Origin of the sequence: Chitinophaga pinensis (assembly GCF_007896845.1) — a bacterium.
In the GTDB taxonomy this organism is placed as follows: domain Bacteria; phylum Bacteroidota; class Bacteroidia; order Chitinophagales; family Chitinophagaceae; genus Chitinophaga; species Chitinophaga pinensis_C.
In genome coordinates this window covers 149882-172421 of record NZ_VOHS01000004.1, presented here as the reverse complement: position 1 = coordinate 172421, position 22540 = coordinate 149882, and the positions used below count along the sequence as shown (strand labels likewise).

21 protein-coding genes are annotated in these 22540 nt (G+C 45.4%); 10 read left to right on the top strand and 11 right to left on the bottom strand.

Annotated elements, in window-relative coordinates:
• Nucleotides 1–22 precede the first annotated feature (22 nt).
• Both hemG and hemH read right to left on the bottom strand, forming a co-directional pair.
• Entirely contained in the window at nt 23–1351 is a 1329-nt protein-coding gene (hemG, locus tag FEF09_RS05695; RefSeq protein WP_146304212.1) for a protoporphyrinogen oxidase, read from the bottom strand.
• 25 nt (nt 1352–1376) lie between these two features.
• A complete protein-coding gene (hemH, locus tag FEF09_RS05690; protein WP_146304211.1) occupies nt 1377–2405 on the bottom strand; it encodes a ferrochelatase in 1029 nt (342 codons plus the stop codon).
• A gap of 205 nt (nt 2406–2610) precedes the next feature.
• On the opposite strand from hemH, the gene hemA reads away from it, so the two are divergent.
• The 7 genes from hemA to hemL are packed head-to-tail and all read left to right on the top strand — an operon-like array spanning nt 2611 to nt 9837.
• Nucleotides 2611–3903, top strand: coding sequence for a glutamyl-tRNA reductase (hemA, locus tag FEF09_RS05685; RefSeq protein WP_261387350.1), 1293 nt, complete (start codon nt 2611–2613; stop codon nt 3901–3903).
• 3 nt (nt 3904–3906) lie between these two features.
• Complete coding sequence (hemC, locus tag FEF09_RS05680) at nt 3907–4830, top strand: hydroxymethylbilane synthase (protein ID WP_146304209.1); 924 nt, start codon at nt 3907–3909, stop codon at nt 4828–4830.
• On the top strand, nt 4817–5563 hold the full coding sequence (locus FEF09_RS05675; protein WP_146304208.1) for a uroporphyrinogen-III synthase: 747 nt from the start codon (nt 4817–4819) through the stop codon (nt 5561–5563). The genes hemC and FEF09_RS05675 overlap by 14 nt, the downstream gene beginning before the upstream one ends.
• A gap of 5 nt (nt 5564–5568) precedes the next feature.
• Nucleotides 5569–6594 carry a uroporphyrinogen decarboxylase gene (hemE, locus tag FEF09_RS05670; RefSeq protein WP_012794069.1) on the top strand — a complete coding sequence of 342 codons (1026 nt, stop codon included), beginning with the start codon at nt 5569–5571 and terminating at the stop codon, nt 6592–6594.
• A 12-nt stretch (nt 6595–6606) separates the two neighbouring features.
• Nucleotides 6607–7518, top strand: coding sequence for an oxygen-dependent coproporphyrinogen oxidase (hemF, locus tag FEF09_RS05665; RefSeq protein WP_146304207.1), 912 nt, complete (start codon nt 6607–6609; stop codon nt 7516–7518).
• Between the two features lie 21 nt (nt 7519–7539).
• Nucleotides 7540–8505, top strand: coding sequence for a porphobilinogen synthase (gene hemB, locus FEF09_RS05660; protein ID WP_012794071.1), 966 nt, complete (start codon nt 7540–7542; stop codon nt 8503–8505).
• A 42-nt stretch (nt 8506–8547) separates the two neighbouring features.
• Complete coding sequence (hemL, locus tag FEF09_RS05655) at nt 8548–9837, top strand: glutamate-1-semialdehyde 2,1-aminomutase (RefSeq protein ID WP_146304206.1); 1290 nt, start codon at nt 8548–8550, stop codon at nt 9835–9837.
• Nucleotides 9838–9907: 70 nt separating this feature from the next.
• On the opposite strand, the gene FEF09_RS05650 is transcribed toward hemL, so the two are convergent.
• From FEF09_RS05650 to FEF09_RS05640, 3 genes are all read right to left on the bottom strand, one after another.
• Nucleotides 9908–10702, bottom strand: a complete 795-nt coding sequence (locus FEF09_RS05650) for a phospholipase (protein ID WP_222596924.1) — start codon at nt 10700–10702, stop codon at nt 9908–9910.
• 231 nt (nt 10703–10933) lie between these two features.
• Nucleotides 10934–11725, bottom strand: a complete 792-nt coding sequence (locus FEF09_RS05645; RefSeq protein ID WP_146304205.1) for an O-methyltransferase — start codon at nt 11723–11725, stop codon at nt 10934–10936.
• Between the two features lie 14 nt (nt 11726–11739).
• On the bottom strand, nt 11740–12480 hold the full coding sequence (locus tag FEF09_RS05640; RefSeq protein ID WP_146304204.1) for a glycosyltransferase family 2 protein: 741 nt from the start codon (nt 12478–12480) through the stop codon (nt 11740–11742).
• Nucleotides 12481–12751: 271 nt separating this feature from the next.
• On the opposite strand from FEF09_RS05640, the gene FEF09_RS05635 reads away from it, so the two are divergent.
• Together FEF09_RS05635 and FEF09_RS05630 are read left to right on the top strand one after the other, a co-directional pair.
• Nucleotides 12752–13993 carry a hypothetical protein gene (locus FEF09_RS05635; protein ID WP_146304203.1) on the top strand — a complete coding sequence of 414 codons (1242 nt, stop codon included), beginning with the start codon at nt 12752–12754 and terminating at the stop codon, nt 13991–13993.
• Nucleotides 13994–14166: 173 nt separating this feature from the next.
• Entirely contained in the window at nt 14167–15114 is a 948-nt protein-coding gene (locus tag FEF09_RS05630) for a hydrogen peroxide-inducible genes activator (protein WP_146304202.1), read from the top strand.
• A 73-nt stretch (nt 15115–15187) separates the two neighbouring features.
• Here the strand turns inward: FEF09_RS05630 and FEF09_RS05625 are convergent, their stop codons facing one another.
• The 3 genes from FEF09_RS05625 to prmA all read right to left on the bottom strand — a co-directional run bounded on the left by FEF09_RS05625 (nt 15188) and on the right by prmA (nt 17801).
• Nucleotides 15188–15991, bottom strand: a complete 804-nt coding sequence (locus FEF09_RS05625; protein ID WP_146304201.1) for a M48 family metallopeptidase — start codon at nt 15989–15991, stop codon at nt 15188–15190.
• A gap of 202 nt (nt 15992–16193) precedes the next feature.
• Entirely contained in the window at nt 16194–16847 is a 654-nt protein-coding gene (gene plsY / locus FEF09_RS05620) for a glycerol-3-phosphate 1-O-acyltransferase PlsY (RefSeq protein WP_089816200.1), read from the bottom strand.
• A 132-nt stretch (nt 16848–16979) separates the two neighbouring features.
• Nucleotides 16980–17801 carry a 50S ribosomal protein L11 methyltransferase gene (gene prmA, locus FEF09_RS05615; protein ID WP_186774201.1) on the bottom strand — a complete coding sequence of 274 codons (822 nt, stop codon included), beginning with the start codon at nt 17799–17801 and terminating at the stop codon, nt 16980–16982.
• A gap of 161 nt (nt 17802–17962) precedes the next feature.
• Here prmA and FEF09_RS05610 point away from each other — a divergent pair, with 161 nt between their 5' ends.
• Nucleotides 17963–18550, top strand: coding sequence for a hypothetical protein (locus FEF09_RS05610; RefSeq protein ID WP_146304199.1), 588 nt, complete (start codon nt 17963–17965; stop codon nt 18548–18550).
• Nucleotides 18551–18643: 93 nt separating this feature from the next.
• Here the strand turns inward: FEF09_RS05610 and FEF09_RS05605 are convergent, their stop codons facing one another.
• From FEF09_RS05605 to rpsO, 3 genes are all read right to left on the bottom strand, one after another.
• Nucleotides 18644–19456, bottom strand: coding sequence for an NIPSNAP family protein (locus FEF09_RS05605; protein WP_146304198.1), 813 nt, complete (start codon nt 19454–19456; stop codon nt 18644–18646).
• Between the two features lie 174 nt (nt 19457–19630).
• The gene (locus FEF09_RS05600) at nt 19631–22015 is read right to left on the bottom strand and encodes a polyribonucleotide nucleotidyltransferase (protein ID WP_146304197.1); all 2385 of its coding nucleotides are present in this window, start codon (nt 22013–22015) and stop codon (nt 19631–19633) included.
• Nucleotides 22016–22100: 85 nt separating this feature from the next.
• A complete protein-coding gene (gene rpsO, locus FEF09_RS05595; protein ID WP_012794085.1) occupies nt 22101–22373 on the bottom strand; it encodes a 30S ribosomal protein S15 in 273 nt (90 codons plus the stop codon).
• Nucleotides 22374–22540 lie beyond the last annotated feature (167 nt).

Here is a 22540-nt window from a genome sequence, read left to right as displayed (position 1 = left end):
AACTATGCCAAGATAAGTATACTCAACAGTATCCTTTCGCCGCCTGGATGATAGCGGGCACCGCTACTCCTGTCACATAGTTACCTGCCAATCTGATGCCGGGATAACGTTGTTCAAAAAAGCGGATCTGTTGTCTGGTCTGCGCGTAACCTACATTCAATTGCGGAATTGCTCTGTTCCATTCACTGAAACGCTGCATTTCAGGAGGCGTTGTCAGCCCCAGCAGTTCCATCAATTCTGTTACTACAGTCTGTTGCAGCTTTTCTGGTCCCAGCTGATCAAACAGCTGTTCCTGTCTTGCACCACCGACAAATACAGTAAACAATATTTTACCTGTCGGTACCCGTGAAGGGAATATGGCACTGTTACAGATAGCGCCGAGGAAATGTTTTCCTGCTGCATGTGGCACCAGAAATCCAAAACCTGCAGGTGCTTTTTGCTGCGCTTCCTGTCCGAATCCAAGATGCAGCACGCCCATCCGGGGATAAGGCACTTCGCTGAGATGCGCAGCCAGAGACGCGTCCAGTCCTTGTATCGCAACAGCTGTACTATAAGCAGGTGTAGTGAAGATGACACGGGAGGCATTCAGCATAGCAGTATTACCACTCTCCGTGTATTGTACAATATAATCAGCTGCCCCACGGGTAACACCCGTTATGGCGCAATTGAATCTTATTTTACCGGTGAGGAGAGATTGTAATTTGTTGGTCAGTGTCGCATTACCGCCTTTGAAGGCAATGATCTTACGACCTCCCATAGCGCCCTTGTTCTTCATCAATCCCTGTGTAACGCTACCGTATTTTTTCTCCCACTGTGGCAGCATGGGGAGTACTTCCCCTACTGACATCAGATCGGGATTACCCGCATAGATGCCGGAGAGTACCGGTTCAAACAGGTATTCATTGATCTCTTTTCCAAAGCGGCGGGTTACAAAGGAAGATACCGTTTCTTCTCCTTCCGGAGCAGCTGCTTTGCGAAATCTTTCCGTGAACAGGCGCCATTTGGCGCCGCCACTGATATAGTCTGATTGCAGTATCTTAAAAGGATGTGGGGATACTGCATGTAATTTATTATTTCTGACCAGAAAGCGGTTTTTACTGGCAGCAGCGGCTTCCAGCACTTCATCCTGTAAACCCAGCTGATCGATATAAGCCATGAACTCGGTGGAAGCGGCCAGAGAATTCGGGCCGGCATCCAGTTCATAGCCGTCAATATGTAATGATTTTACAACGCCTCCCGCATAGGAAGAGGCCTCCATAATTTCATAGGGAATGCCTTTCTGCTGTAATTCGTAGGCAATACTTAGTCCGGCAATACCGGCGCCGGCAATGATAACGGGTTGTGTTTGCATGATTGCGGATATTGGTCATAACGGGTCAGGACATTGCTGTCATCCATTTTACCACTGCCCCTACCCATAATGGGTGTACATTCAGACAAGGTATCATGGTAAAGCTGTCACCGCCACTATTGATAAAGGTATGCTTACCTTCCACTGCAATTTCCTCCAGCGTTTCAAGACAGTCCGACACAAACGCAGGACAAGCCACCAGCAAACGCTTCACTCCTTTCTTTGGCAATTCTTCCAGTGTAGCGGCTGTGTAAGGTTTCAGCCACTCTTCTCTTCCCAGACGGGACTGGAAGGTAACGCTCCATTTCTCTCTCGGTATTTTCAATTTTTCAGCTACCAGTTCAGAGGTAATAAACACCTGATGACGGTAACAGAATTCATGTGCAGGAGAACCTACATGACAGCAATCTTCTACCTGCAGACAATGTTTGCCGGTAATATCTCCTTTTCGTATGTGCCTTTCAGGTACACCATGATAGCTGAAGAGCAGGTGATCAAATTCCTGCGACACATATGGACGCATACTCTCTGCCAGCGCGTTGATATAATCAGGTTCGCTATAGTAGGGAGGTACGATATTCAGTGTGAACGGATATTTCTTTTTCTTGTGTACGGCCTTTGCGTGCTCTACAGCCGTCTCATAAGAAGACATGGCGTAGTGCGGATATAAAGGCAGCAGGATCACTTCTTTCAGATTGGGATTCTGCTGAAGCAGTTTGTCATATGCGTCTTCCTGTGAAGGATTTCCGTAACGCATAGAGATCTCCACAGGCATCTGCAGATCATGTTGTACAGCGTTCTGCAATTGCTTTGTCAGCGCTATCAACGGAGATCCTTCCTCCCACCAGATGGATTTATAAGCCTCTGCTGACTTAGGCGCACGCCTTGGCACTATAATACCTTTGATCAGCATTAAACGGAACAGATACGGATAATCAATAACCCGTTTATCCATTAAAAACTCATTAAGATAACGCTTGACATCCGGCACTGCCGTAGAATCCGGCGAACCCAGGTTCATCAGAATAATTCCTTTATCAGATTTAGCTTCCATCCTTATACTTAAAATTGTTGCAAATGTAATGGCTTATCCGGCCTGCAAATGTCATACAATTGTTGAAATAATTTAATTATTAACTATAATGTAATAGATAACGTATATCAGTATGTAAACTGACAAAAGTCATTTTTATGCATGTCATTATACCAGCAGTAGAAATGACACACTAATGACAGCCTGCTGCCCTTTCTTGCAGTCTATGCGAGTATTTTTGCACCCGGAAGCTTATAAGAACAAAATGCAGGGTAGTCATTCAAAAGATATAGCCCATTTTCATATCGTTGGTATCAACTATAAGAAAACAGATGCTGCTATAAGAGGATCGTTTGCTATTAACCAGGTACAATATCAGCACTTACTCGAAAGTGCAAAGTCCCTAGACCTGGATGATATTTTTGTACTCTCGACATGCAACAGAACTGAGATCTATGGTTTTGCCAATGATCCACAAGAACTGGTGGAACTGGTATGCAATGAAACCGATGGTGATTGCAATCTATTCAGCCAGCTCTCTTATGTGAAAACGGGAGAAGAAGCCATTAAACACCTTTATCAGGTAGGCACAGGACTGGACTCACAAATCCTCGGGGATTATGAGATCATCGGTCAGATACGTAATGCAACGAAATTTTCCAAAGCAAATGGTTGTTTCGGTGGATTCCAGGAAAGACTGGTGAACAGTGTTTTACAGGTATCCAAGCTTATCAAGAATGAGACAGGTCTCAGCTCCGGCACCGTTTCTGTGGCTTTTGCCGCCGTACGTCTGCTGGAACATAAAGTACCTGATATTCATCAGAAAAAGATATTGCTGGTAGGCGTGGGTAAGATCGGCCGTAATACCTGCAAGAACATGATGGACTATCTGGGCGTAACCAACGTAACATTGGTGAACCGTACTACTGCTGTAGCACAGGAATTTGCCAATCAACATGGTCTGCGCTATGCGCCATATGAGAATCTTGCAGAAGAATTACAGGCAGCAGATATCATACTCGTAGCCTCTAATGCACCGGAACCAAATGTACTGGCGGAACATTTCCCGCCATCCTCCCGCAAACTCATTATTGACCTGTCCATCCCATTCAACGTAGCTCCGGAAGTAAAAGACCTGGCGCATATTGAACTCGTGAACGTGGATGAACTGTCTAAAATACAGGATGAGACATTGCAGATGCGCCTGCAGGAAGTACCAAAAGCACTGTCAATCATCGAGGAGCACATGAATGAGTTCCTCTACTGGTATAAAATGCGTAAACACGCGGTAGTACTGAAAGCCGTAAAGGATAAGCTGACGGAAATCCATACAAAGGAAATACAACAGCAGAAGAATGGCAGTCAGTACAATCTGGAAGATATTGAAGCAGTATCTTCCCGCATCATCCAGAAGATGATCAACCTGATGGCGGGTAAAGTACGCCGCGAAACAGATAAAAGTGACCAATATATCGCCATGATCAATGATATCTTTGAGACCGGCGTTAATCAGGAATAATTCATGAACAAAGAAATAAGGATAGGTACAAGGGACAGCCAGCTCGCACTGTGGCAGGCAAATAAAGTAAAAGGCCTGCTGGAAGCGCAGGGTTACAATGCGGTACTGGTACCTATCAAAAGCGAGGGAGATATCGACCTCGTTACTCCACTTTACGAAATAGGCGTACAGGGTATCTTCACCAAGAGCCTGGATATCGCTCTCCTCAACGGCCGTATTGATATTGCCGTTCACTCTCTCAAAGACGTTCCGACGCAACTGCCTAAAAATATTATTCAGGCCGCCGTGCTGGAAAGAGGTCCTGTAAAAGACCTGCTGGTCTACCGTCAGGATACCACATTCCTCGACCAACCTGAATATATCGCCAACATTGCTACCAGCAGTGTACGACGCAAAGCACAGTGGCTGCGTAAATATCCGAAGCACCAGCTGCATAACCTGCGTGGAAACGTGAATACACGCCTGCAGAAGCTTGCAGCGGAAAACTGGGATGGCGCTATCTTCGCTGCTGCGGGACTGGAAAGAATAGGTGTACGTCCCGCTACCTCTGTGGAACTGGACTGGATGCTGCCTGCTCCCGCTCAGGGCGCTGTGGTTGCTGTATGCCGTGAAGATGATGATTTCTGCAGACAGGCATGTGCTCCTTTCAATGACCTCGCTACCGCCCTCTGTACCCGCGTGGAACGTGACTTCCTCCGTACACTGATGGGTGGCTGTACCACGCCGATCAGTGCATATGCGACGATCAGCAATGAAACCGTTCACTTCAGCGGAGAACTGTGCAGTCTGGACGGACAGCAGCTCTTTACTATCACTGAACAACTCCCTTTACAGGACGCAGGTGTGATAGGCAGAAGCGCAGCAGAAAAGATCCTTGCACAAGGTGGAGATAAAATCGTTGCGGAGATAAAGCATGCTATCAAATAAAAGATATCGCATATTAAGCACGAGAGCTGTAGACCCGGAACTGGTCAGCAGCGCTGCGGAACAATCTGTCGATATCATACCGCAGGCTTTCATCAGCACCAGACCACTGGCTACTGACAGTCTGCTGCAACAGGTACAACAACTGCTAAGGGAAAAGGCAACTGTCGTTTTCACCAGTGTGAATGCGGTCAACGCCATACACAACCTGTATATCCGGATCTTCCCGGCAGATACAGCCACCACACAGGCCAATATACCCGGATGGAACGTATATTGCCTCGAAGGCGCTACAAAAGAAGCCCTTTCCCGTACTGCCATTCCTTACCATATTGCCGGCACAGCAGCCAATGCAGCCATGCTGGCACAGATTATTGTCAGGAATGAAGAAAAAGGTCCGCTGGTCTTCTTCTGTGGAGACAGACGAAGAGACGAACTACCCGATATATTATGGCAACGGAACATCGGACTGAATGAAGTGATTGTATACGAGACCACGGAAACACCGGCCGTCACCGGAGAAACATATGACGGTATCTTCTTTCTCAGTCCAAGCGCAGTACAAAGCTTTTTCTCCATCAATCACCTGCAGCAGCACACCGTATGTTTTTCAATAGGCCCGACCACAGCAGCGGCATTGGAACAATATACCAACAACAAAATTATTATCAGCACCGGCCAGCGTATGGCTGACATGGTGCAGACAGCAATAATCTATTTTAACAACATCAACTGATACGAATGAGCGCCTTAAAGAATGACCTTTTACTGAGAGCTTTACGCGGAGAAACAACAGAACGTGTTCCTGTGTGGATGATGCGCCAGGCCGGCCGTTACCTGCCTGACTACATCAAACTGCGGGAGAAATACTCCTTCTTTGAACGCTGCATGAACCCTGAACTGGCTACGGAAATCACTGTGATGCCCGTACATCAGGTAGGTGTAGATGCTGCTATCATCTTCTCTGATATCCTCGTAGTGCCACAGGCAATGGGTATGGAAGTACAACTGATCGAAAAGATCGGTCCTGTATTGCCAGATCCGGTAAAAGGTGCAGCTGACCTTCAGAAACTCTGCGTTCCTGATGTAAAGGACACCCTCAATTACGTATTTGAAGCGCTGGCTTTAACAAAGAAAACACTGGATGGTGCTGTGCCATTGATCGGTTTTGCCGGTGCACCATGGACACTGCTCTGCTATATGGTGCAAGGTAAAGGTTCCAAAACCTTCGATGCTGCCAAAGCATTTTGCTACCAGCAGCCGGAAGTAGCACATCAGCTGCTGCAAATGATCACAGATACCACTATCGCCTACCTGAAAGAACAGGTAAAAGCAGGTGCAGATTGCTTACAGCTGTTCGATTCATGGGGTGGTCTGCTCAGCCCTCAGGACTTTGAAAACTTCTCTCTTCAATATATGCGTCAGATCGTGGCAGCACTGAAAGATGTTTGTCCGGTTACCGTATTTGCCAAAGGTGCATGGTTTGCACTGGAAGAAATGGCAGCTACCGGCGCTAACTGTCTGGGTGTTGACTGGGCTATCCAGCCTGCCCGTGCAAGACAGTTCGCTGGTAATAACGTTACCCTGCAGGGTAACTTCGATCCTGCCAAATTACTGGCTCCTATTCCTGAGATCAAAAAATCAGTAAAAGAAATGCTGACCGGCTTTGGTAAACATCGCTACATTGCGAACCTGGGCCACGGTATCCTGCCGAATGTGCCGGTTGACCACGCAAGAGCATTTATCGATACTGTCAAGGAATTCTAAAGGAGACCAGTTATGAACATTAAAGACAATTTTATTTCCCTCATCCATCGCCTGCAGGACGAAATCTGCACAGCGCTGGAAAATATAGATGGCAAAGCCAGTTTCCGCGAAGACCGCTGGGAACGTCCCGGTGGCGGTGGTGGTAAGTCGCGCGTGATTGCTGATGGCAATGTATTCGAAAAAGGGGGCGTGAATACCTCTGTTGTACATGGAGAACTGCCTGAACTGATGGCTAAACAATTTGGCGTAGGGCAGGCACAGTTCATGGCTTGCGGTATTTCCCTCGTTATTCACCCTGTCAATCCTTTCGTACCAACCGTACACGCCAATTTCCGCTATTTTGAGCTGTATGACGACAACGGTACACTGAAAGACTCATGGTTTGGTGGTGGAGCTGATCTGACGCCTTACTATCTGGATGAACAGGATGGGATCCATTTCCACCAGACATTCAAAAATGCCTGCGATCCTTTCGGTACAGAGCTGTATCCACAATTTAAAAAGCACTGTGACGAATACTTTATCAACAAACACCGTAACAATGAAGCCCGTGGTATCGGTGGTATCTTTTACGACTATCAGCGTCCCGGTGAAAAGATGAATGCAGAGCAATTGTTCAATTTTGCCAAAGCCAATGGTGAAGCATTTATACAGGCCTATCTGCCTATAGTGGAAAAGACCAAAGACATTCCATATACAGACGCACATAAAGACTGGCAGGAATACAGGCGCGGACGCTATGTAGAGTTCAACCTGATACATGACAGAGGTACTTTGTTTGGTCTGAAAACCAACGGTCGTACGGAGTCCATACTCATGAGTCTTCCGCCAAGAGCACGCTGGGAATATGATTATCACCCTGTTGCCGGTAGTCCGGAAGCACAGCTGGTGGAATTCCTGAAACCCAGAGAGTGGGCCGTTTAAACACAACAAAAACACATTTTTATGATACGCAGAAACAGGATATTGAGAACTTCTCCCGCCATCCGTGCGATGGTTGCGGAAACGATACTGACGCCCAGCGATTTTATTGCACCGTTGTTCATTGTGGAAGGAGAAAATGTGAAAGAAGAAATTTCTTCTATGCCCGGCTATTTCCGCTATTCACTGGACCTGACCGTGAAAGAAGTGAAAGAGCTCTGGAGCATGGGTATCAAAAGTGTACTGCTCTTCATCAAATGCGCAGATGAACTGAAAGATAATAAAGGCACCGAGGCGGTTAATCCGCAAGGTCTGATGCAACGTGCTATCAGAGCAATCAAGGATGCCGTTCCTGAGATAGTGGTGATGACAGACGTAGCGCTGGACCCTTACTCTTCCTTCGGTCACGACGGTATCGTAGAGAACGGAGAGATCGTGAATGACGCTACTGTAGAGGTGCTGTCCCGCATGAGTCTCAGTCACGCGGAAGCAGGTGCTGATTTTGTTGCCCCAAGCGACAAAATGGACGGCCGTATCCTGTCTATCCGTAGCATGCTGGAGCAGCATAGCTTCCATAAAGTGGGTATCATGGCATACAGCGCAAAATATGCTTCCTGTCTGTATGGCCCTTTCCGCGATGCACTGGATTCAGCTCCGGGCTTTGGCGATAAAAAGACTTACCAGCTGGATTATGCCAATTCTACACAGGCCCTGAAAGAAACCCTGATGGATGTACAGGAAGGCGCTGATATTGTGATGGTAAAACCAGCACTGTATTATCTGGATGTGATTAAAAAGATCAAAGACGAGGTAAATGTACCGGTGAGCGCTTACCATGTAAGCGGAGAATACGCTATGATCAAAGCAGCCGCAAAAATGGGCTGGCTGAATGAAGAAAAAGCTATTATTGAGGCCCTGACCAGCATCAAACGTGCAGGCGCAGATCTGATCGCCACTTATTTCGCAAAAGACGCGGTGCGATTATTGTAATCCGGTACACATGCTTTTCAGTTAAAAATATTTATCACTACCATGTACACGCAAAGCAAAGCATTATTCGAAAAAGCAAAACAGGTTATTCCCGGTGGAGTGAACTCCCCTGTCCGCGCCTTCAAAGGTGTAGGCGGCTCTCCTATCTTCATGAAAAGCGCTAAAGGTGCTTATATGTATGATGTGGACGGGAACCGTTACATTGACTATATCAATTCCTGGGGGCCGATGATCATGGGACATGCCTATGAACCGGTAGTGAAGGCGATTCAGGAATATGCTACCTATTCCACCTCTTTTGGTGCACCTACAGAACTGGAGATTAAGATCGCAGAACTGATCATCAGTATGGTGCCTAATATAGAACAGGTGAGAATGGTGAACTCAGGTACGGAAGCCTGTATGTCAGCCCTGAGACTGGCCAGAGGGTATACCGGCCGCAATAAATTTATCAAGTTCGAAGGTAACTATCATGGTCATGCTGACCCATTTTTAGTAAGCGCAGGTAGTGGCGTAGCGACACTGGACATACAATCTGTACCGGGCGTTACGCAGACCGTAGCCAATGATACGCTTACCGCTCCTTACAATAATTTACCGGCTGTGGAAAAGCTGATAGCAGAAAATCCTGACCAGATAGCAGCTATTATCGTCGAGCCTGTTGCTGGTAATATGGGTTGCATCCTGCCACAGGAAGGCTTCCTGCAAGGTTTACGCAATCTTTGTGACGCGCATAATATCCTTTTGATCTTTGATGAAGTGATGACGGGTTTCAGATTAGCGCGCGGCGGTGCACAGGAACTGTTCGGTATTAAGGCAGATTTGGTTACCTTTGGCAAGATAATTGGCGCGGGTATGCCGGTAGGCGCCTTCGCAGGAAGTAAAGAGATTATGGAACATATAGCCCCTGCAGGAAAAATTTATCAGGCAGGAACATTAAGTGGTAATCCAATTGCCATGATTGCAGGCTATACATTGTTGCAGACGTTAAACGAGAATCCGGATATTTACCGGCAGCTGGCAGAAAAAGCCGCTTATTTGGCCGGGGGATTACAATCTGTACTAAGTGCAGCAGGGATTGTAAACCAGGTCAACAATCTCGGATCTATGATGAGTGTTCATTTTGCAGAGTATCCTATTATCAATTTTGAAGCTGCTTCAGGCGCCAACAATGAGTTGTTCAAACACTTCTTTCATGCTATGCTGGAACGCGGTATATACCTTCCGCCATCCGCATTTGAAAGCTGGTTCCTCAGCTCAGCCCTGACAACAGAAGACTTAGACGCGACCGTAGATGCTGCCCGTTCAGCTATACAGTCTATACATAGTTAACAATTCAAATCCTGTGCAGAGTGGAAAAACGCCCCGATCATGTGTCGGGGCGTTTTATTTTGTCTATATCTTACTTCTTATGAGAAAATAACCATGGCAGCAGATTGGGTTCTGCAAAAGCATTATCCCAGCTATTATGTCCCACACCGGGATACTCTGTATACTTCACATCCGCCTTCAGTTTCTTCAGCGCCTCATAGTAATTCCTTGATCCGAACGGAGGTACTACCCCATCATCTGCTCCGTGGAAGATCCACATAGGCACTTTTTTGAATTTCACCGCGTTATCCACATTGCCGATACCACAGATCGGGAAAGCTGCCGCCCACATACCGGGATAACGGGCCACTATATCGTATGTTCCGATTCCTCCAAGTGATAATCCCCCCAGATACAGCCTCCGGCTGTCTACCTTTCCGGCTTTCACCAGACTGTCAGTCAGCAATTTCACCAGCAATCCGGGGGTAGCCTGTGCATCTGTGCCGTCAGAAAAGGACCGGTCAATTGCTTTACCGTTTTCGTCCCGTTTTACCTTCATATTTGCCCACATAGAATCAGGTGGACATTGCGGGAAAATCACAAAGGCAGGAAACTGCTGACGTAAGGAATCTTTCAGGAAAAGGCTGCCACCATGCAGGAGTTGTGCGGCATTATCAGTTCCCCTCTCTCCGGAGCCATGCAGAAACATCACAAGCGGATACGCTTTCTGTGATTCATAATTCAAGGGTTTCAGCATGCGATAGCGCAATGTGTCCCCGTTATGCACAAAAGTTTCATAACTAAATGCACTGTAATCGGGGGTAGTCTGAGCCATAGCAGAGAAATAGGTGAACAATAAGAGCGCAAGGGCACGGAATGTTTTCATAAATGGAAGTATTTGGAATTAAATTAAGCATTAAAAATTAAGAATTAAGATTGGAAATGCAGTGGAGATTGGTGTGAATGGTAAAAGAAAGCGGGAGCGGCTATCTGTTAAGAAGCCTGCTCCCGCTTTAAAATTTTCTTATGTCACTTCGGGAAGGATCCTCGTAATTAACAAGGGAAAAACATTTCCTGATGCTGCATCCTTAACGTCTGACAGTTGATTACTAATTGGCTAATACTTTAATATAAAGTGCTGCTTAATCTTCATCTCTGGTTTGAAAAATACCAGTCCGATGAAGAACAGGTCAATCGTAAAAGTCACCCTCGGATGTTGCTGAATGGTGTGCCATGCACTCTCCATATCCGGCGTCCAGTGAATATCATCGAAGATAAACAGGGAATCGTCATGTACTTTCTCCAGACATTGTTCGAAGTATGCCAGGGTCGGTGCAGAACGATGATTTCCATCTATATAGACATAGTCCAGACGAGGCAGTTCCTTCAGCAGAGATGGCAATACGGTATCGAAATTGCCGGTATGCTGTTTAATATTATTGATCTGTAAGGAGGCGAAATTTTTAGCAGCGCGGGCGGCTATATTCGGACAACCTTCAATGGTATGCACAGTGGCATCAGGTACAGCTTTGGCCATATAGGAGGTAGACATCCCCATAGAGGTACCTAATTCAAGCAGGTATTCCGGCTGAAAGTACTGTATCAGACGATAGAACAGCTGCCCAAATTTAGCCGGTTTGGCTGCATGGCGGGTAATATCGCTTACTTTACGCTCACGTCCGGCATTGGTGAGTGAACCTGCTCCAAGGTCAGTCACCTGTAATGTTTCCGTGCTGGCCAGCAGGGATTTTCTCATTTGTTCTATTTCACGGAATACAGGCGGTTTCTTCCTGTCACGTAATACCTTTTCTACAAGGTCAAATACAAATGGAGAATGTACATCATGACGGTTGCCTGCGGTAAAGTAATAATGCAGGTACTTTTTAGCTAATTCCCACTGGAGGCCCAAAATAAACAGTTTAATCAGTTATATATTTTCGCTTTGATCCACCCCCACTGATGCAGGCAATGCTGCATGCTGACTCTTAACACCCCGAATCCGTAGATACTGCTGCGTTTGAAATTAATACTCGAGGCGTCCTCAAAGTATTTGGTGGGGCAAGTTACTTCACCTATTTCATAACCTTTCATAAAAATCTGAGATAACATCTCATTATCAAAGATGAAATCATCGTCATTGGCCATATAATCGATGTTTTTCAGCACTTCTCCGGAGAATGCACGGTATCCGGTGTGATATTCACTGAGTTTTTGTCCGATCAGTAAATTCTGGGCTAATGTGAGAAAGCGGTTGGCCACATATTTATAGACTGGCATCCCTCCTCTGAGCGCTCCATTGCCCAGAATGCGTGAACCAAGCACGACCGGATACACATCATTGGCAATGATACTACTCATTGCAATAATTAATTTAGGTGTGTACTGATAATCCGGATGTAACATAATAACAATGTCTGCTCCCAGTTCCCGGGCCTTGTTATAACAGGATTTCTGGTTTCCTCCATAACCTTTGTTGTTGTCGTGGCGCACAATGTGCCTGATACCCAGCTGCTTTCCTACGGCAACTGTTTCATCCTTACTGGCATCATCAACTAATACGACTTCATCAACAATGTCAAAAGGAATTTCATTGTAGGTTTTCTCTAGTGTCAAAGCGGCGTTGTAGGCAGGTAATACGACCACTATCTTTTTATTATTTAACATGAAAGTGGGTAATTTGCTGCCAAAGTTAACAAAGTAGTTGAAAGACTGAGGGTTTCAACTTATCATAAATTGTTATCTTTGTGTAAACTCGTTTTTTGGCACCATATTTTCATGGACTGTTAAAGAAACGCTAATAAACATAGCATGCATAAACAACTACAGGTCGCAACTAAAAGCGGACATTCTTTCGTCGGCTTTGTGGACAATGTGTATCCTGGTGTGAATGTTATGTTTTTGTCAAATCAGTCTAAAGATCACGCATTTTAATTCTATGAGATATCTGACACTACTACTGATTTTAATTTCAAGTTTCCATTATGCGCAGGCACAGGAACCGAAACAACCTACAACCACAGACGCTGAGCTTAAGAATGTGGTGATGCCTCAGGTAAGGACACAAGACACGACCATCCGCCGGATAATGGAGGAGTTGCAACGTATTAACGACAGCGACAAACAGAATTCCAATGCTATTCAGGGATTGCTGCAGGGCCGTGAAATTGACAACATTACCAAGTATGAACTGATCAGGAATAACATCGTATTCGCCAGCGAAACATATTACCTGCTGAATAAAAAGATCATTGACCTGAAATCACGTACTACTACCAACAACCTCGACGTATTCATCACTTCCCTGAACAACCCTGAAAGTAAAGAACTGGGGTTCTCACTGAGTGACCGTATCGTTGAACTGGTTGAAAAAGTGGTACTGAAAGGTAAAGCGGATAAAAACGAAAAAAATGGCAAGATCGTGGAGTCTACAAAATCCATTATCGCCAGCCCTATCTTCCAGAGCTTTACTTCCCTGACTCCTCCCCTTGCGATCGCTAACTCTGTGATGAACTTTCTGCACAGCATCAGCGTAAACAACAAGGAGATCAATCAGAACACATTGAAAGAGTTCGAAAAAGAACTGAACAAATATGTAGTGTATTACACCGCATTGAACGATGCAAACCAGAAATTTGAGTATGGTCTGAACTTCAATAAAGATCAGCTGAACTTATTGCAGGATAATCTGTACGATCATATTATGTTCACTGCCAGTGCACTGAAATTCCAGCTGCCACAGCGTGGTAACAAGTCTATCGGAGAAACACTGAACGATTTCTTCTTCGACTTCAAAAGAGACAAAGTAGTTACCTACTTCAATGACCTCGAAACAAAGTATACCAAGGGCAGAAAGATCGATTACGAAGCATTACTGCGTGAGAATCCAAATTTGAAAGAAGTAAACAACCAGCTGGAAGACCTCGTTCTGCAGACCAAACGTTTTGAGAACCTGTACAATGAGTATTTCACCCTGCTGGATTCTTACTATGGTAAAGTAAACAGCTCCCTGAAAATTGCACAGGATAACGGTCTGGCTGATAAAAACACTATCGATACCAAACAGGCAGAATTCCGTAACCTGAAAGATGAAGCAGTAAAAGAAATACAGGCTTCCATCAACATCAAGGAACTGTATAACAACACCGACAAGATCAAATACAGATACAGAATATTCTAGTTAAGACCACTTAACACTTACGAATGACGGATTACGAATGATCAGGATCAGCCCTGATACTATTTGTAATCCGTCATTTTTTTATGCAGACGGGCGTAATCTTGCAGAAGATGATTCCTGCTACAGACCACCGATCGTCATAAATCGTAATTGATAATTCGTAATTTTACCGCATGACCACAGTTCAACTAGAATATATCGTTGCGGTTGATACCTATCGAAGCTTTGTACTCGCAGCCGAAAAGTGCTTCGTTACACAACCCACACTCAGTATGCAGATCCAGAAACTGGAAGACGAGCTGGGGGTCAAGATCTTCGACAGAAGTAAACTGCCCGTTATCCCTACTGAGATAGGCGTGGAAATCGTCAACCAGGCGCGTATCATCCTGAAAGAAAATGGAAAGATCAAAGAGATCATCGGAGAGCATAAAAAGGAAGTACAGGGTATTCTGCGTGTAGGCATCATCCCTACCCTCGCACCCTATCTGCTGCCACGTATCCTGACAGGCTTCATGAAGAAGTATCCGAAGGTAAAACTGGAGATATGGGAATATCCGACAGAACAGATCATCCAGCAGCTCAAACAGGAACAGCTGGATTGCGGTCTGCTGGCTACACCTCTGCATAATCCGAATCTGGAAGAACAGCCTTTATTCTATGAGTCATTCGTCGTATATGCCGCTAAAAACAACAGCCTGTTTGAACGGAAGTATATCAAACCGGAAGATATAGATGTAAGGGAAGTATGGCTATTGAATGAAGGGCACTGTATGCGCAATCAGGTATTGAACATCTGCCGGGATAAATTCACCATGGGAGAATATAAGAATCTGGAATATAATACCGGTAGTGTAGAGACTTTGAAAAGAATGGTAGACCTTAACGCAGGATATACCATTTTGCCGGAACTATCCCTGCAGGATATGTCAGCCCGCCAGATGAATATGGTGCGTTATTTTAAGGCGCCTGAGCCCGTGAGAGAGATCAGTATAGTAACACACCGTTTCTTCATTAAACAGGCGCTGATAGCCGCCTTTAAGAAGGAAATACTGGCACATGTACCGGACAAGATGAAGATTCAGAAAAACAAACAGGTAGTGGACATTGCACTGGAGAAATAAACAGCAAAGAGATAAAAAGAAAAAGCATCCGCCTATGGTGGATGCTTTTTTCTTTTAGTATGTTGAACCGTTCTTACTTGATCGGCGTATAGTACTTCATTGCTTCAGGCATAAGGCGCTGTAATTCAGCCACACGACGTTCGTCGCTCGGGTGCGTGCTGGTGATTTCAGGTGGTTTGTTGCTGCCACCCTGTGCCGCCATACGTTGCCAGAAAGGAATAGCTTCCTGTGGGTTATAACCTGCCATTGCCATGAAGATCACACCAAGGTGGTCAGCTTCCAGCTCATTTTTACGGGAATACGCAAGCATACCCAGATTACCCCCTACACCAAAAGACTGCAGGAAGATATTCTGTGCAGCAGGGTTACGGTTCAGGGCTACGGAACCAGCTACCTGGATACCCTGTGCCACCACCTGCTGGCTCATACGTTCGTTACCATGACGTGCAATAGCATGCGCAATTTCGTGTCCCATTACGCAGGCAAGCGCCGTTTCATTCTGTGTAACAGGCAACAGACCTGTATACACTACTACTTTACCACCCGGCATACACCAGGCATTCACTTCCTTACTATCAACGAGGTTGAATTCCCATTTGTAGTTAGCAATCTGGGAACCGGCACCATTATCATTCATGTATTTGGTAACGGCATTCGCGATACGCTGCCCTACTCTTTTCACCATTTCAGCATCCTTACTGGTGGTTGCTGCTACTGTTTTATTCTGGGAAAGAAAACTCTGATATTCCTGGAGGGCCATAGATTGCATGGTGCTTTCAGGGATCAGGTTTAACTGGCTGCGGCCAGTAATAGGTACTTTGGCGCATGCTGTGATCAGCGCCAGGCCCGTACCGAGAAGAAGGAATTTCTTTTGCATCTGAAATGTTTGTTTTTGACAGTAATGTACCGTCCAAAGTGTGCTACTAACAGCTATTAAAGCAGTTTTTGATTATCACTTATACAGCATGTAAATACCCTATAATGTAACAATCAAAAACTGCGGAAAGTTAATTATTAATCTCATTCAGTGCAATAGATATGCCAGAAAGGGATGCGGCATACCGTGTGTGTAGCGGAGCTTATTTTTTGTCTCTCCTGTTCCGGAATAAGGGAACTTTGCTCTCATTACCGTTGATAAGACGGAAAATGTTTTTCTGGTGTGTCAGTACTACCATCAGTGCGACAGCGATGGCAAAAATGCGGTAGAATACTTCTGGCTCGTTAAAGATGTACAGGATCAGGATCGGGAACGCAACACTGGCGGAAATAGAGCTCAGGGATACATATCTTGTCAGGGAAAGGCTCAGCAGAAACACGCCTACGCAGCAGAGTGCCACCAGCGGCTGAATAGCCAGTACCAGACCAAACAGGGTAGCGATACCTTTACCGCCACGGAAGTTAGCCCAGATAGGAAAAATGTGTCCCAGTACTGCCGCCAGTCCGAGGCCGATCTGAAAGTTCACCAGCTGCGTGGTTACCTCTGTCAGGTGCTCAGGATTCTGATAGTAGCCAACGAGATAAGCCAGACGCACGGCCATTACTCCTTTGAGCATATCTACCAGCATCACAAAAGAACCCGCTTTTGGTCCCAGTACACGGAAGGTATTGGTAGCACCGGCATTACCGCTGCCATACTCCCGTATGTCCATACCAAAAACGCCTTTACTCACCCATACCGCGGTGGGTACGGAACCGATCAGATAAGCACAAAATAGTAACAATAATTCTGTCATACAACAAGTTAGGTTTTGCTAAGATAGTAAAATTCGTTCGTTAAAATTAAGAAAACATTAAGAATTTTATTAACACGAAAATTGTATAGTTTTCAGAATAATATTAATTAATTTATCTGGAAGGCGCCCCAACTATCGTGCTAATAATTTCATTGCCAGCCAATTGTCCTTTTCAAGCTGTGTTTCCAGCACCAGTGCATGCTGCCTCGCCGCTTCCAGGATAGCAGTCTCGTCTTCTTTCAGTATACCACTGAGTAATAAAATCCCATCTCTTACCAGCAGCCGACGCATATCAGCCATAAATTCCAGTAAAATATTACGGTTGATGTTGGCGAGCACCACATTATAACTGTTCCTGATATTCTTCAGACTGTCTGCCTGCCAGACCTTCACTGGTAATGCGTTATTGCTGACGATATTTTCTTTCGTGTTTTCCACAGACCATTCGTCTATATCAATCGCATCGATCACAGATGCCCCCATCTTACAGGCCAGAATAGCCAGAATACCAGTACCCGTGCCAAAGTCGAATACCTGCTTTCCTCTGAAATCGATCCCCTGCATCAGCTTAATTACAGAATAAGTCGTTGCATGATGACCTGTTCCGAATGACATCTTCGGTGTGATCACTATCTCATGCTGTGGCTGCGGATCAAATGGCGCATGAAAAGCCGCCCTGATACCACAAAAATCATCTACCTGTACGGGTTGAAAATTACTTTCCCATACAGCATTCCAGTTAGTCTGTTCTATGCGTTCTTTCGTATACGTTAAGCCGAAACCTGCCGTAAGCTCGTTTGTATCTGCTTCGTTAAAATCTTCTTCAGGTATATAAGCGACAAGGACATTGCCCTGCTGTTCTTCAAAACCTTCAAAACCCTTTTCTGCTAACACTGCTACCAGTATGTCTTTCAATTCATCGGTACAGGTCAGGGTGATTGCGATATGTGCCATAGCAACAAAGATATGGAAACTAACTGCATGATACATAATACACTGCCGTCAAACCAGCGCCCGTACCTGTTATGGTAATGTTAATTTGGCCATTTTCAGGGATATAGATACATAAAGTAAGTTTATTATATTTGTGAAATACTTAATGAAACCATACTCATATGAAAACCTTGTTTTTAACAGTGACAATGCTGGTTGCAGCCCTCGCCAGCCAGGCTCAGGAAATCATCAAGCTATATCCGGATGATACCATGAAGGATTCCATCATCTATCAGAACAAAACCAGTATCCTTGTTATCAATCGTGTAGATCTTATCAATTACATGAAAGGCATGGACACTTTATTACAGAAACAATGTTACAGCGATAACAGCATGTTCCGTAATATACAGTTCAGTCACCTGACGGCACAGGAACTGGAATCACATTTCACCGCCGCACAGGCTTTCCTGGCTGATTCCAACCACACTAATCTGGAATATAATACCGATAAGTTTGTGCAGTTCTGGACAGAAGATGAGAACATTCTCCTGCCTTACATCGAGGACATGTTATCCAACCTGTTACAGGATGGTCGTATTAAAGTAATCGACAAAAGCACACAGAAATCTGTTCCTCAGTACACTATCTTCTGGGAAGATGTAGCAGGAAAAGGCTTCAAAATCTATAAATTACCTACTGGTAAGATCATTTTCAAAGAAAGTAATCATTATATAGAACAGTATGCCGGAACCGGCGCTGGCAGATAATTCATTACCAGATACAATAACCGATAGTCAACATAAAAGGCCGGAACTACAGCAGTTCCGGCCTTTTATGCGTTTAAGCATATCTTATCTTTATCAGATATCAGAGTATGCTGCAGGGTACAGAAAAATGATCTCCGACCTGTTCATATTATGTGCATATTCCTGCTTTGCCAGCAAGGCTTTCCATTGTGCATCGCTGCTGAAAGCTTTCCAGTGCTCTTCTCTTGAGGCTTTGTTCTCAAAGGTTGTCAGGTACATCAGATTAGGCATACGACTACCGCTTAGTACTTCTGCATAGAATACGGCGTTAAAACCCAGTCTTTTGAAGATACCTACTTCATCTCCTTTGTTAAACATATCTACTTTATTACGGTACAATTTATCCGACGGACTTTCATAACTGCGTAATTCGTATATACGTTCACTTTTGTTGCCTGTCAATGCAGGTAATGCCATCCTCGGCATTCCCGGGAATGCTTGCAGGATCAGGGTTTCCTGACGTACGAATGTCGGTTGATCCCATGCTGCATCAATGAAATCTTTTCCGGCAGCTACATATGCACTGTTCTGTAATAGAGTTGCCGGCATATGTAACAAGGTTTCAGCCGAATTGCCCGGGAAGAATACATAGATCCTGCGATCAGCCGCTGTATCGTTTCCTACTGGTTTAAATACGCCTACATGCGCTGCCCCTGCCTTATGTAAAGCGGGCATCAGTGCATCTTTCAGATAAGCATCCATACGCGCTTCCTGTGCAGCGTCTTTCAGATGATAAATAAGTATGCTGTAATATTCTTTTTTCGGAGGTGCAGGATGTGCAGCCTTTAACAAAGAAGGCAGCAATAAAAGCAGCAGACCGAAAGCCATGGCATGAAAGGCATTCAACGATGTACGTGTTGTTTTCACCTGTGTGGAAGTTTTAGTGACCTGAAAAATTATGTACAAATACGGTGGTAATATACGACTTATCAACACCGGATGCGAAGGCTATCATTGCTCATAAATAAAATAGCCATAAAAAAACAACCGCCCTGTTTTTTATACAGAGCGGCTGCTATATGTTTTAGTCTGTCTGAAAGACTATTCTTCGTCGAACATTGGTTCCTGTGGAGTTTCTGGTTCTGCCGGAGGAGTGAAACGTTGACCACGGTCTCCGCCTCTGTCACCTCTGTCGCCACCATCACGTGGACCACGACGGTCGCCACGGTCACCACCGCGATCTCCGCCACGATCATTACGATCACCACGGAAAGGAGGACGGCCACCACGATCACCACGATCGCCTCTATCTCCTCTGTCACCGCGATCACCTCTGTCGCCACGGTCACCTTCAGGTCTTTCTACATAACCTTCTGGTTTTGGCATCAGTACACGACGGCTCAGTTTGAACTTACCAGTCTTAGGATCAGTACCCACCAGTTTCACTTTCACTTTTTCACCTTCAGTCAGTACACCTTCCATTGTTTCCAGACGCTTCCAGGAAACTTCGGAGATGTGCAGCAAACCTTGCTTACCAGGCAGGAACTCAACAAATGCACCGTAAGGCATTACTGACTTAACAGTTGATTCGTAAGTTTCACCGATCTCAGGTACGGCTACGATACCTTTGATCCACTCGAGCGCTTTCATCAGCCCTTCTTTCTGTGCGGAGAAGATGCTTACTTCACCGGTTTCACCAACTTCTTCGATGTTGATGTTAGTACCGGTTTCACGCTGAATTTCCTGAATTACTTTACCACCTGGTCCGATCACAGCGCCGATAAATTCGCGGTCGATGATCAGTTTCTCCATACGTGGAGCATGTGGTTTTGGTTCCGGACGTGCAGCCGGCATAGCGGTGTACATTGCGTCAATGATGTGAAGACGACCACTACGTGCCTGCTCCAGAGCTTTACGCATTACATCCATGCTCAGACCATCTACCTTGATATCCATCTGGATACCGCAGATACCGTCACGGGTACCGGTTACTTTGAAGTCCATATCACCGAGGTGATCTTCATCACCGAGGATATCGGTCAGTACCGCCCATTTACCATCGCTGGAACGGGAGATCAGACCCATTGCCACACCGGAAACGTGTTTAGGCAAAGGAACACCTGCGTCCATCAGTGCCAGTGAACCGGCACATACGGTTGCCATAGAAGAGGAACCGTTAGACTCGAGGATATCAGATACTACACGCACGGTATAAGCATATTCGCTTCCTGGCATCATCTGCTTCAGGGAACGCATTGCCAGGTTACCATGACCTACCTCACGACGGCCGGGACCGCGCATTGGTTTTACTTCACCTGTAGAGAACGGAGGGAAGTTATAATGGAGTATGAACTTAGTATATTTTGAAGTCGCTGCGCTTTCGGTCAGCAGTTCATCATCCGGAGTACCCAGAGTCACTGTGGTCAGGGACTGGGTTTCACCACGTGTGAACAGTGCAGAACCGTGTGGAGAAGGCAGGATATCTGTTTCCATGTTCAGTGGACGAACCTGGTCCAGGCTACGACCGTCCAGACGAACGGACTGATCCAGGATCATGTTACGAATCACTTCCTTTTCAAGGCTATGGAAATATTTACCTACCAGTGGAGCGTCTTCTTCAGGCAGCTCACCGAGGTGTTCTACCAGCTCTTCGCTGATTTTATCGAAAGCATCTGCACGATCATGTTTTGCAGAAGCAGATTTTGCTACGGCGAGGATACGCTCCTGAGCGAATGCAGCAATTTTTGCTTTCAGTTCCTCATTTGCATATGGCTTTTCGAAATCACGTTTGCCGGTTACGCCAGCTTTTGCACGGAGTTCTTCCTGTGCTTTAACCTGTACGCGGATAGCTGCGTGAGCAACTTCGATAGCTTTGATGATATCTTCCTCACTGCACTCCTTACTTTCACCTTCCACCATCATGATGTTCTTGTCAGTAGCACCAATGATGAAGTCCATGTCTGCTTTTTCCAGCGGAGTACGGTTCGGATTTATAACTAATTGTCCGTCGATGCGGGACACTCTTACTTCGGAAATAATTTCCTGAATAGGCACGTCAGAAACAGCCAGTGCAGCAGAAGCAGCAAGACAAGCCAGTGCATCCGGCATCACTTCCGGATCGGAAGAGATGAGGCTAACCAGTACCTGTACTTCGCAGAAATAGTCATCAGGGAACAGTGGGCGCAGAGCGCGGTCGATCAAACGTGAAATCAGCACTTCATAATCGGACAGTTTACCCTCGCGTTTAAAGAATGAACCTGGGATACGTCCTGCAGAAGCAAATTTTTCCTGGTAATCAACAGTAAGGGGGAAGAAAGATTGTCCGGGTTTTGGAGTTTTCGCTGCAACAACCGTAGCCAACAGGATACAATTGCCCAGACGAACCGTAACAGCACCATCTGCCTGGCGGGCTAACTTACCAGTTTCAATGGTCACGATCCGGCCATCTCCTATATCGAAATTAACTGAGATAGGTGTCAGATTCATAAAAAGAGAAGATTAAAATGGTATACCTAAAAAAAAACTATTCCCAACCTTATAAGTTGGGAATAGCGCTATAAAAAAGTTACTACTATTTTCTGAGACCTAATTTCTCAAGCAGTGCACGGTAGCCTGTGAGGTTAGTTTTAGAAAGGTAGGAAAGCAAACGCTTTCTCTGGCCTACCATTTTCATCAAACCGCGGTGTGTAGAAAAGTCCTTTTTGTTTTCTTTCAGGTGACTGGAAATGCTGTTGATACGCTCAGTCAGCAGGGCGATTTGCGCTTCTACAGAGCCGGTATTTTTCTCGCTTCCACCAAATTCTTTAAAAATATTGGCTTTCTTTTCAACAGTTAAGTAAGACATCTTTAATAAATAATAAAATGATAAAGGTTTATTTAGTCGCTATTTTTCCGGGGCAAAGGTAAATCAAATATTGTGAATTAACAATTTCATAAAAATTTTACCTTAAAAGACAGGTCATCCCGTTTATCTTACCCTGCAGCTCCTGCTTCTCAAAGCCACAGCAGATT

What these genes read in the sequence shown, in the direction of transcription:
- hemL (WP_146304206.1), top strand. Translation starts at nt 8,548, where the DNA reads ATGTACACGCAAAGCAAAGCATTATTCGAAAAAGCAAAACAGGTTATT.
- FEF09_RS05635 (WP_146304203.1), top strand. Translation starts at nt 12,752, where the DNA reads ATGAGATATCTGACACTACTACTGATTTTAATTTCAAGTTTCCATTAT.
- hemE (WP_012794069.1), top strand. Translation starts at nt 5,569, where the DNA reads ATGAGCGCCTTAAAGAATGACCTTTTACTGAGAGCTTTACGCGGAGAA.
- FEF09_RS05675 (WP_146304208.1), top strand. Translation starts at nt 4,817, where the DNA reads ATGCTATCAAATAAAAGATATCGCATATTAAGCACGAGAGCTGTAGAC.
- hemB (WP_012794071.1), top strand. Translation starts at nt 7,540, where the DNA reads ATGATACGCAGAAACAGGATATTGAGAACTTCTCCCGCCATCCGTGCG.
- hemH (WP_146304211.1), bottom strand. Translation starts at nt 2,405, where the DNA reads ATGGAAGCTAAATCTGATAAAGGAATTATTCTGATGAACCTGGGTTCG.
- FEF09_RS05600 (WP_146304197.1), bottom strand. Translation starts at nt 22,015, where the DNA reads ATGAATCTGACACCTATCTCAGTTAATTTCGATATAGGAGATGGCCGG.
- FEF09_RS05640 (WP_146304204.1), bottom strand. Translation starts at nt 12,480, where the DNA reads ATGTTAAATAATAAAAAGATAGTGGTCGTATTACCTGCCTACAACGCC.
- hemF (WP_146304207.1), top strand. Translation starts at nt 6,607, where the DNA reads ATGAACATTAAAGACAATTTTATTTCCCTCATCCATCGCCTGCAGGAC.
- hemC (WP_146304209.1), top strand. Translation starts at nt 3,907, where the DNA reads ATGAACAAAGAAATAAGGATAGGTACAAGGGACAGCCAGCTCGCACTG.
- plsY (WP_089816200.1), bottom strand. Translation starts at nt 16,847, where the DNA reads ATGACAGAATTATTGTTACTATTTTGTGCTTATCTGATCGGTTCCGTA.
- FEF09_RS05625 (WP_146304201.1), bottom strand. Translation starts at nt 15,991, where the DNA reads ATGCAAAAGAAATTCCTTCTTCTCGGTACGGGCCTGGCGCTGATCACA.
- hemA (WP_261387350.1), top strand. Translation starts at nt 2,611, where the DNA reads ATGCGAGTATTTTTGCACCCGGAAGCTTATAAGAACAAAATGCAGGGT.
- hemG (WP_146304212.1), bottom strand. Translation starts at nt 1,351, where the DNA reads ATGCAAACACAACCCGTTATCATTGCCGGCGCCGGTATTGCCGGACTA.
- FEF09_RS05650 (WP_222596924.1), bottom strand. Translation starts at nt 10,702, where the DNA reads ATGAAAACATTCCGTGCCCTTGCGCTCTTATTGTTCACCTATTTCTCT.
- FEF09_RS05630 (WP_146304202.1), top strand. Translation starts at nt 14,167, where the DNA reads ATGACCACAGTTCAACTAGAATATATCGTTGCGGTTGATACCTATCGA.
- prmA (WP_186774201.1), bottom strand. Translation starts at nt 17,801, where the DNA reads ATGGCACATATCGCAATCACCCTGACCTGTACCGATGAATTGAAAGAC.
- FEF09_RS05610 (WP_146304199.1), top strand. Translation starts at nt 17,963, where the DNA reads ATGAAAACCTTGTTTTTAACAGTGACAATGCTGGTTGCAGCCCTCGCC.
- rpsO (WP_012794085.1), bottom strand. Translation starts at nt 22,373, where the DNA reads ATGTCTTACTTAACTGTTGAAAAGAAAGCCAATATTTTTAAAGAATTT.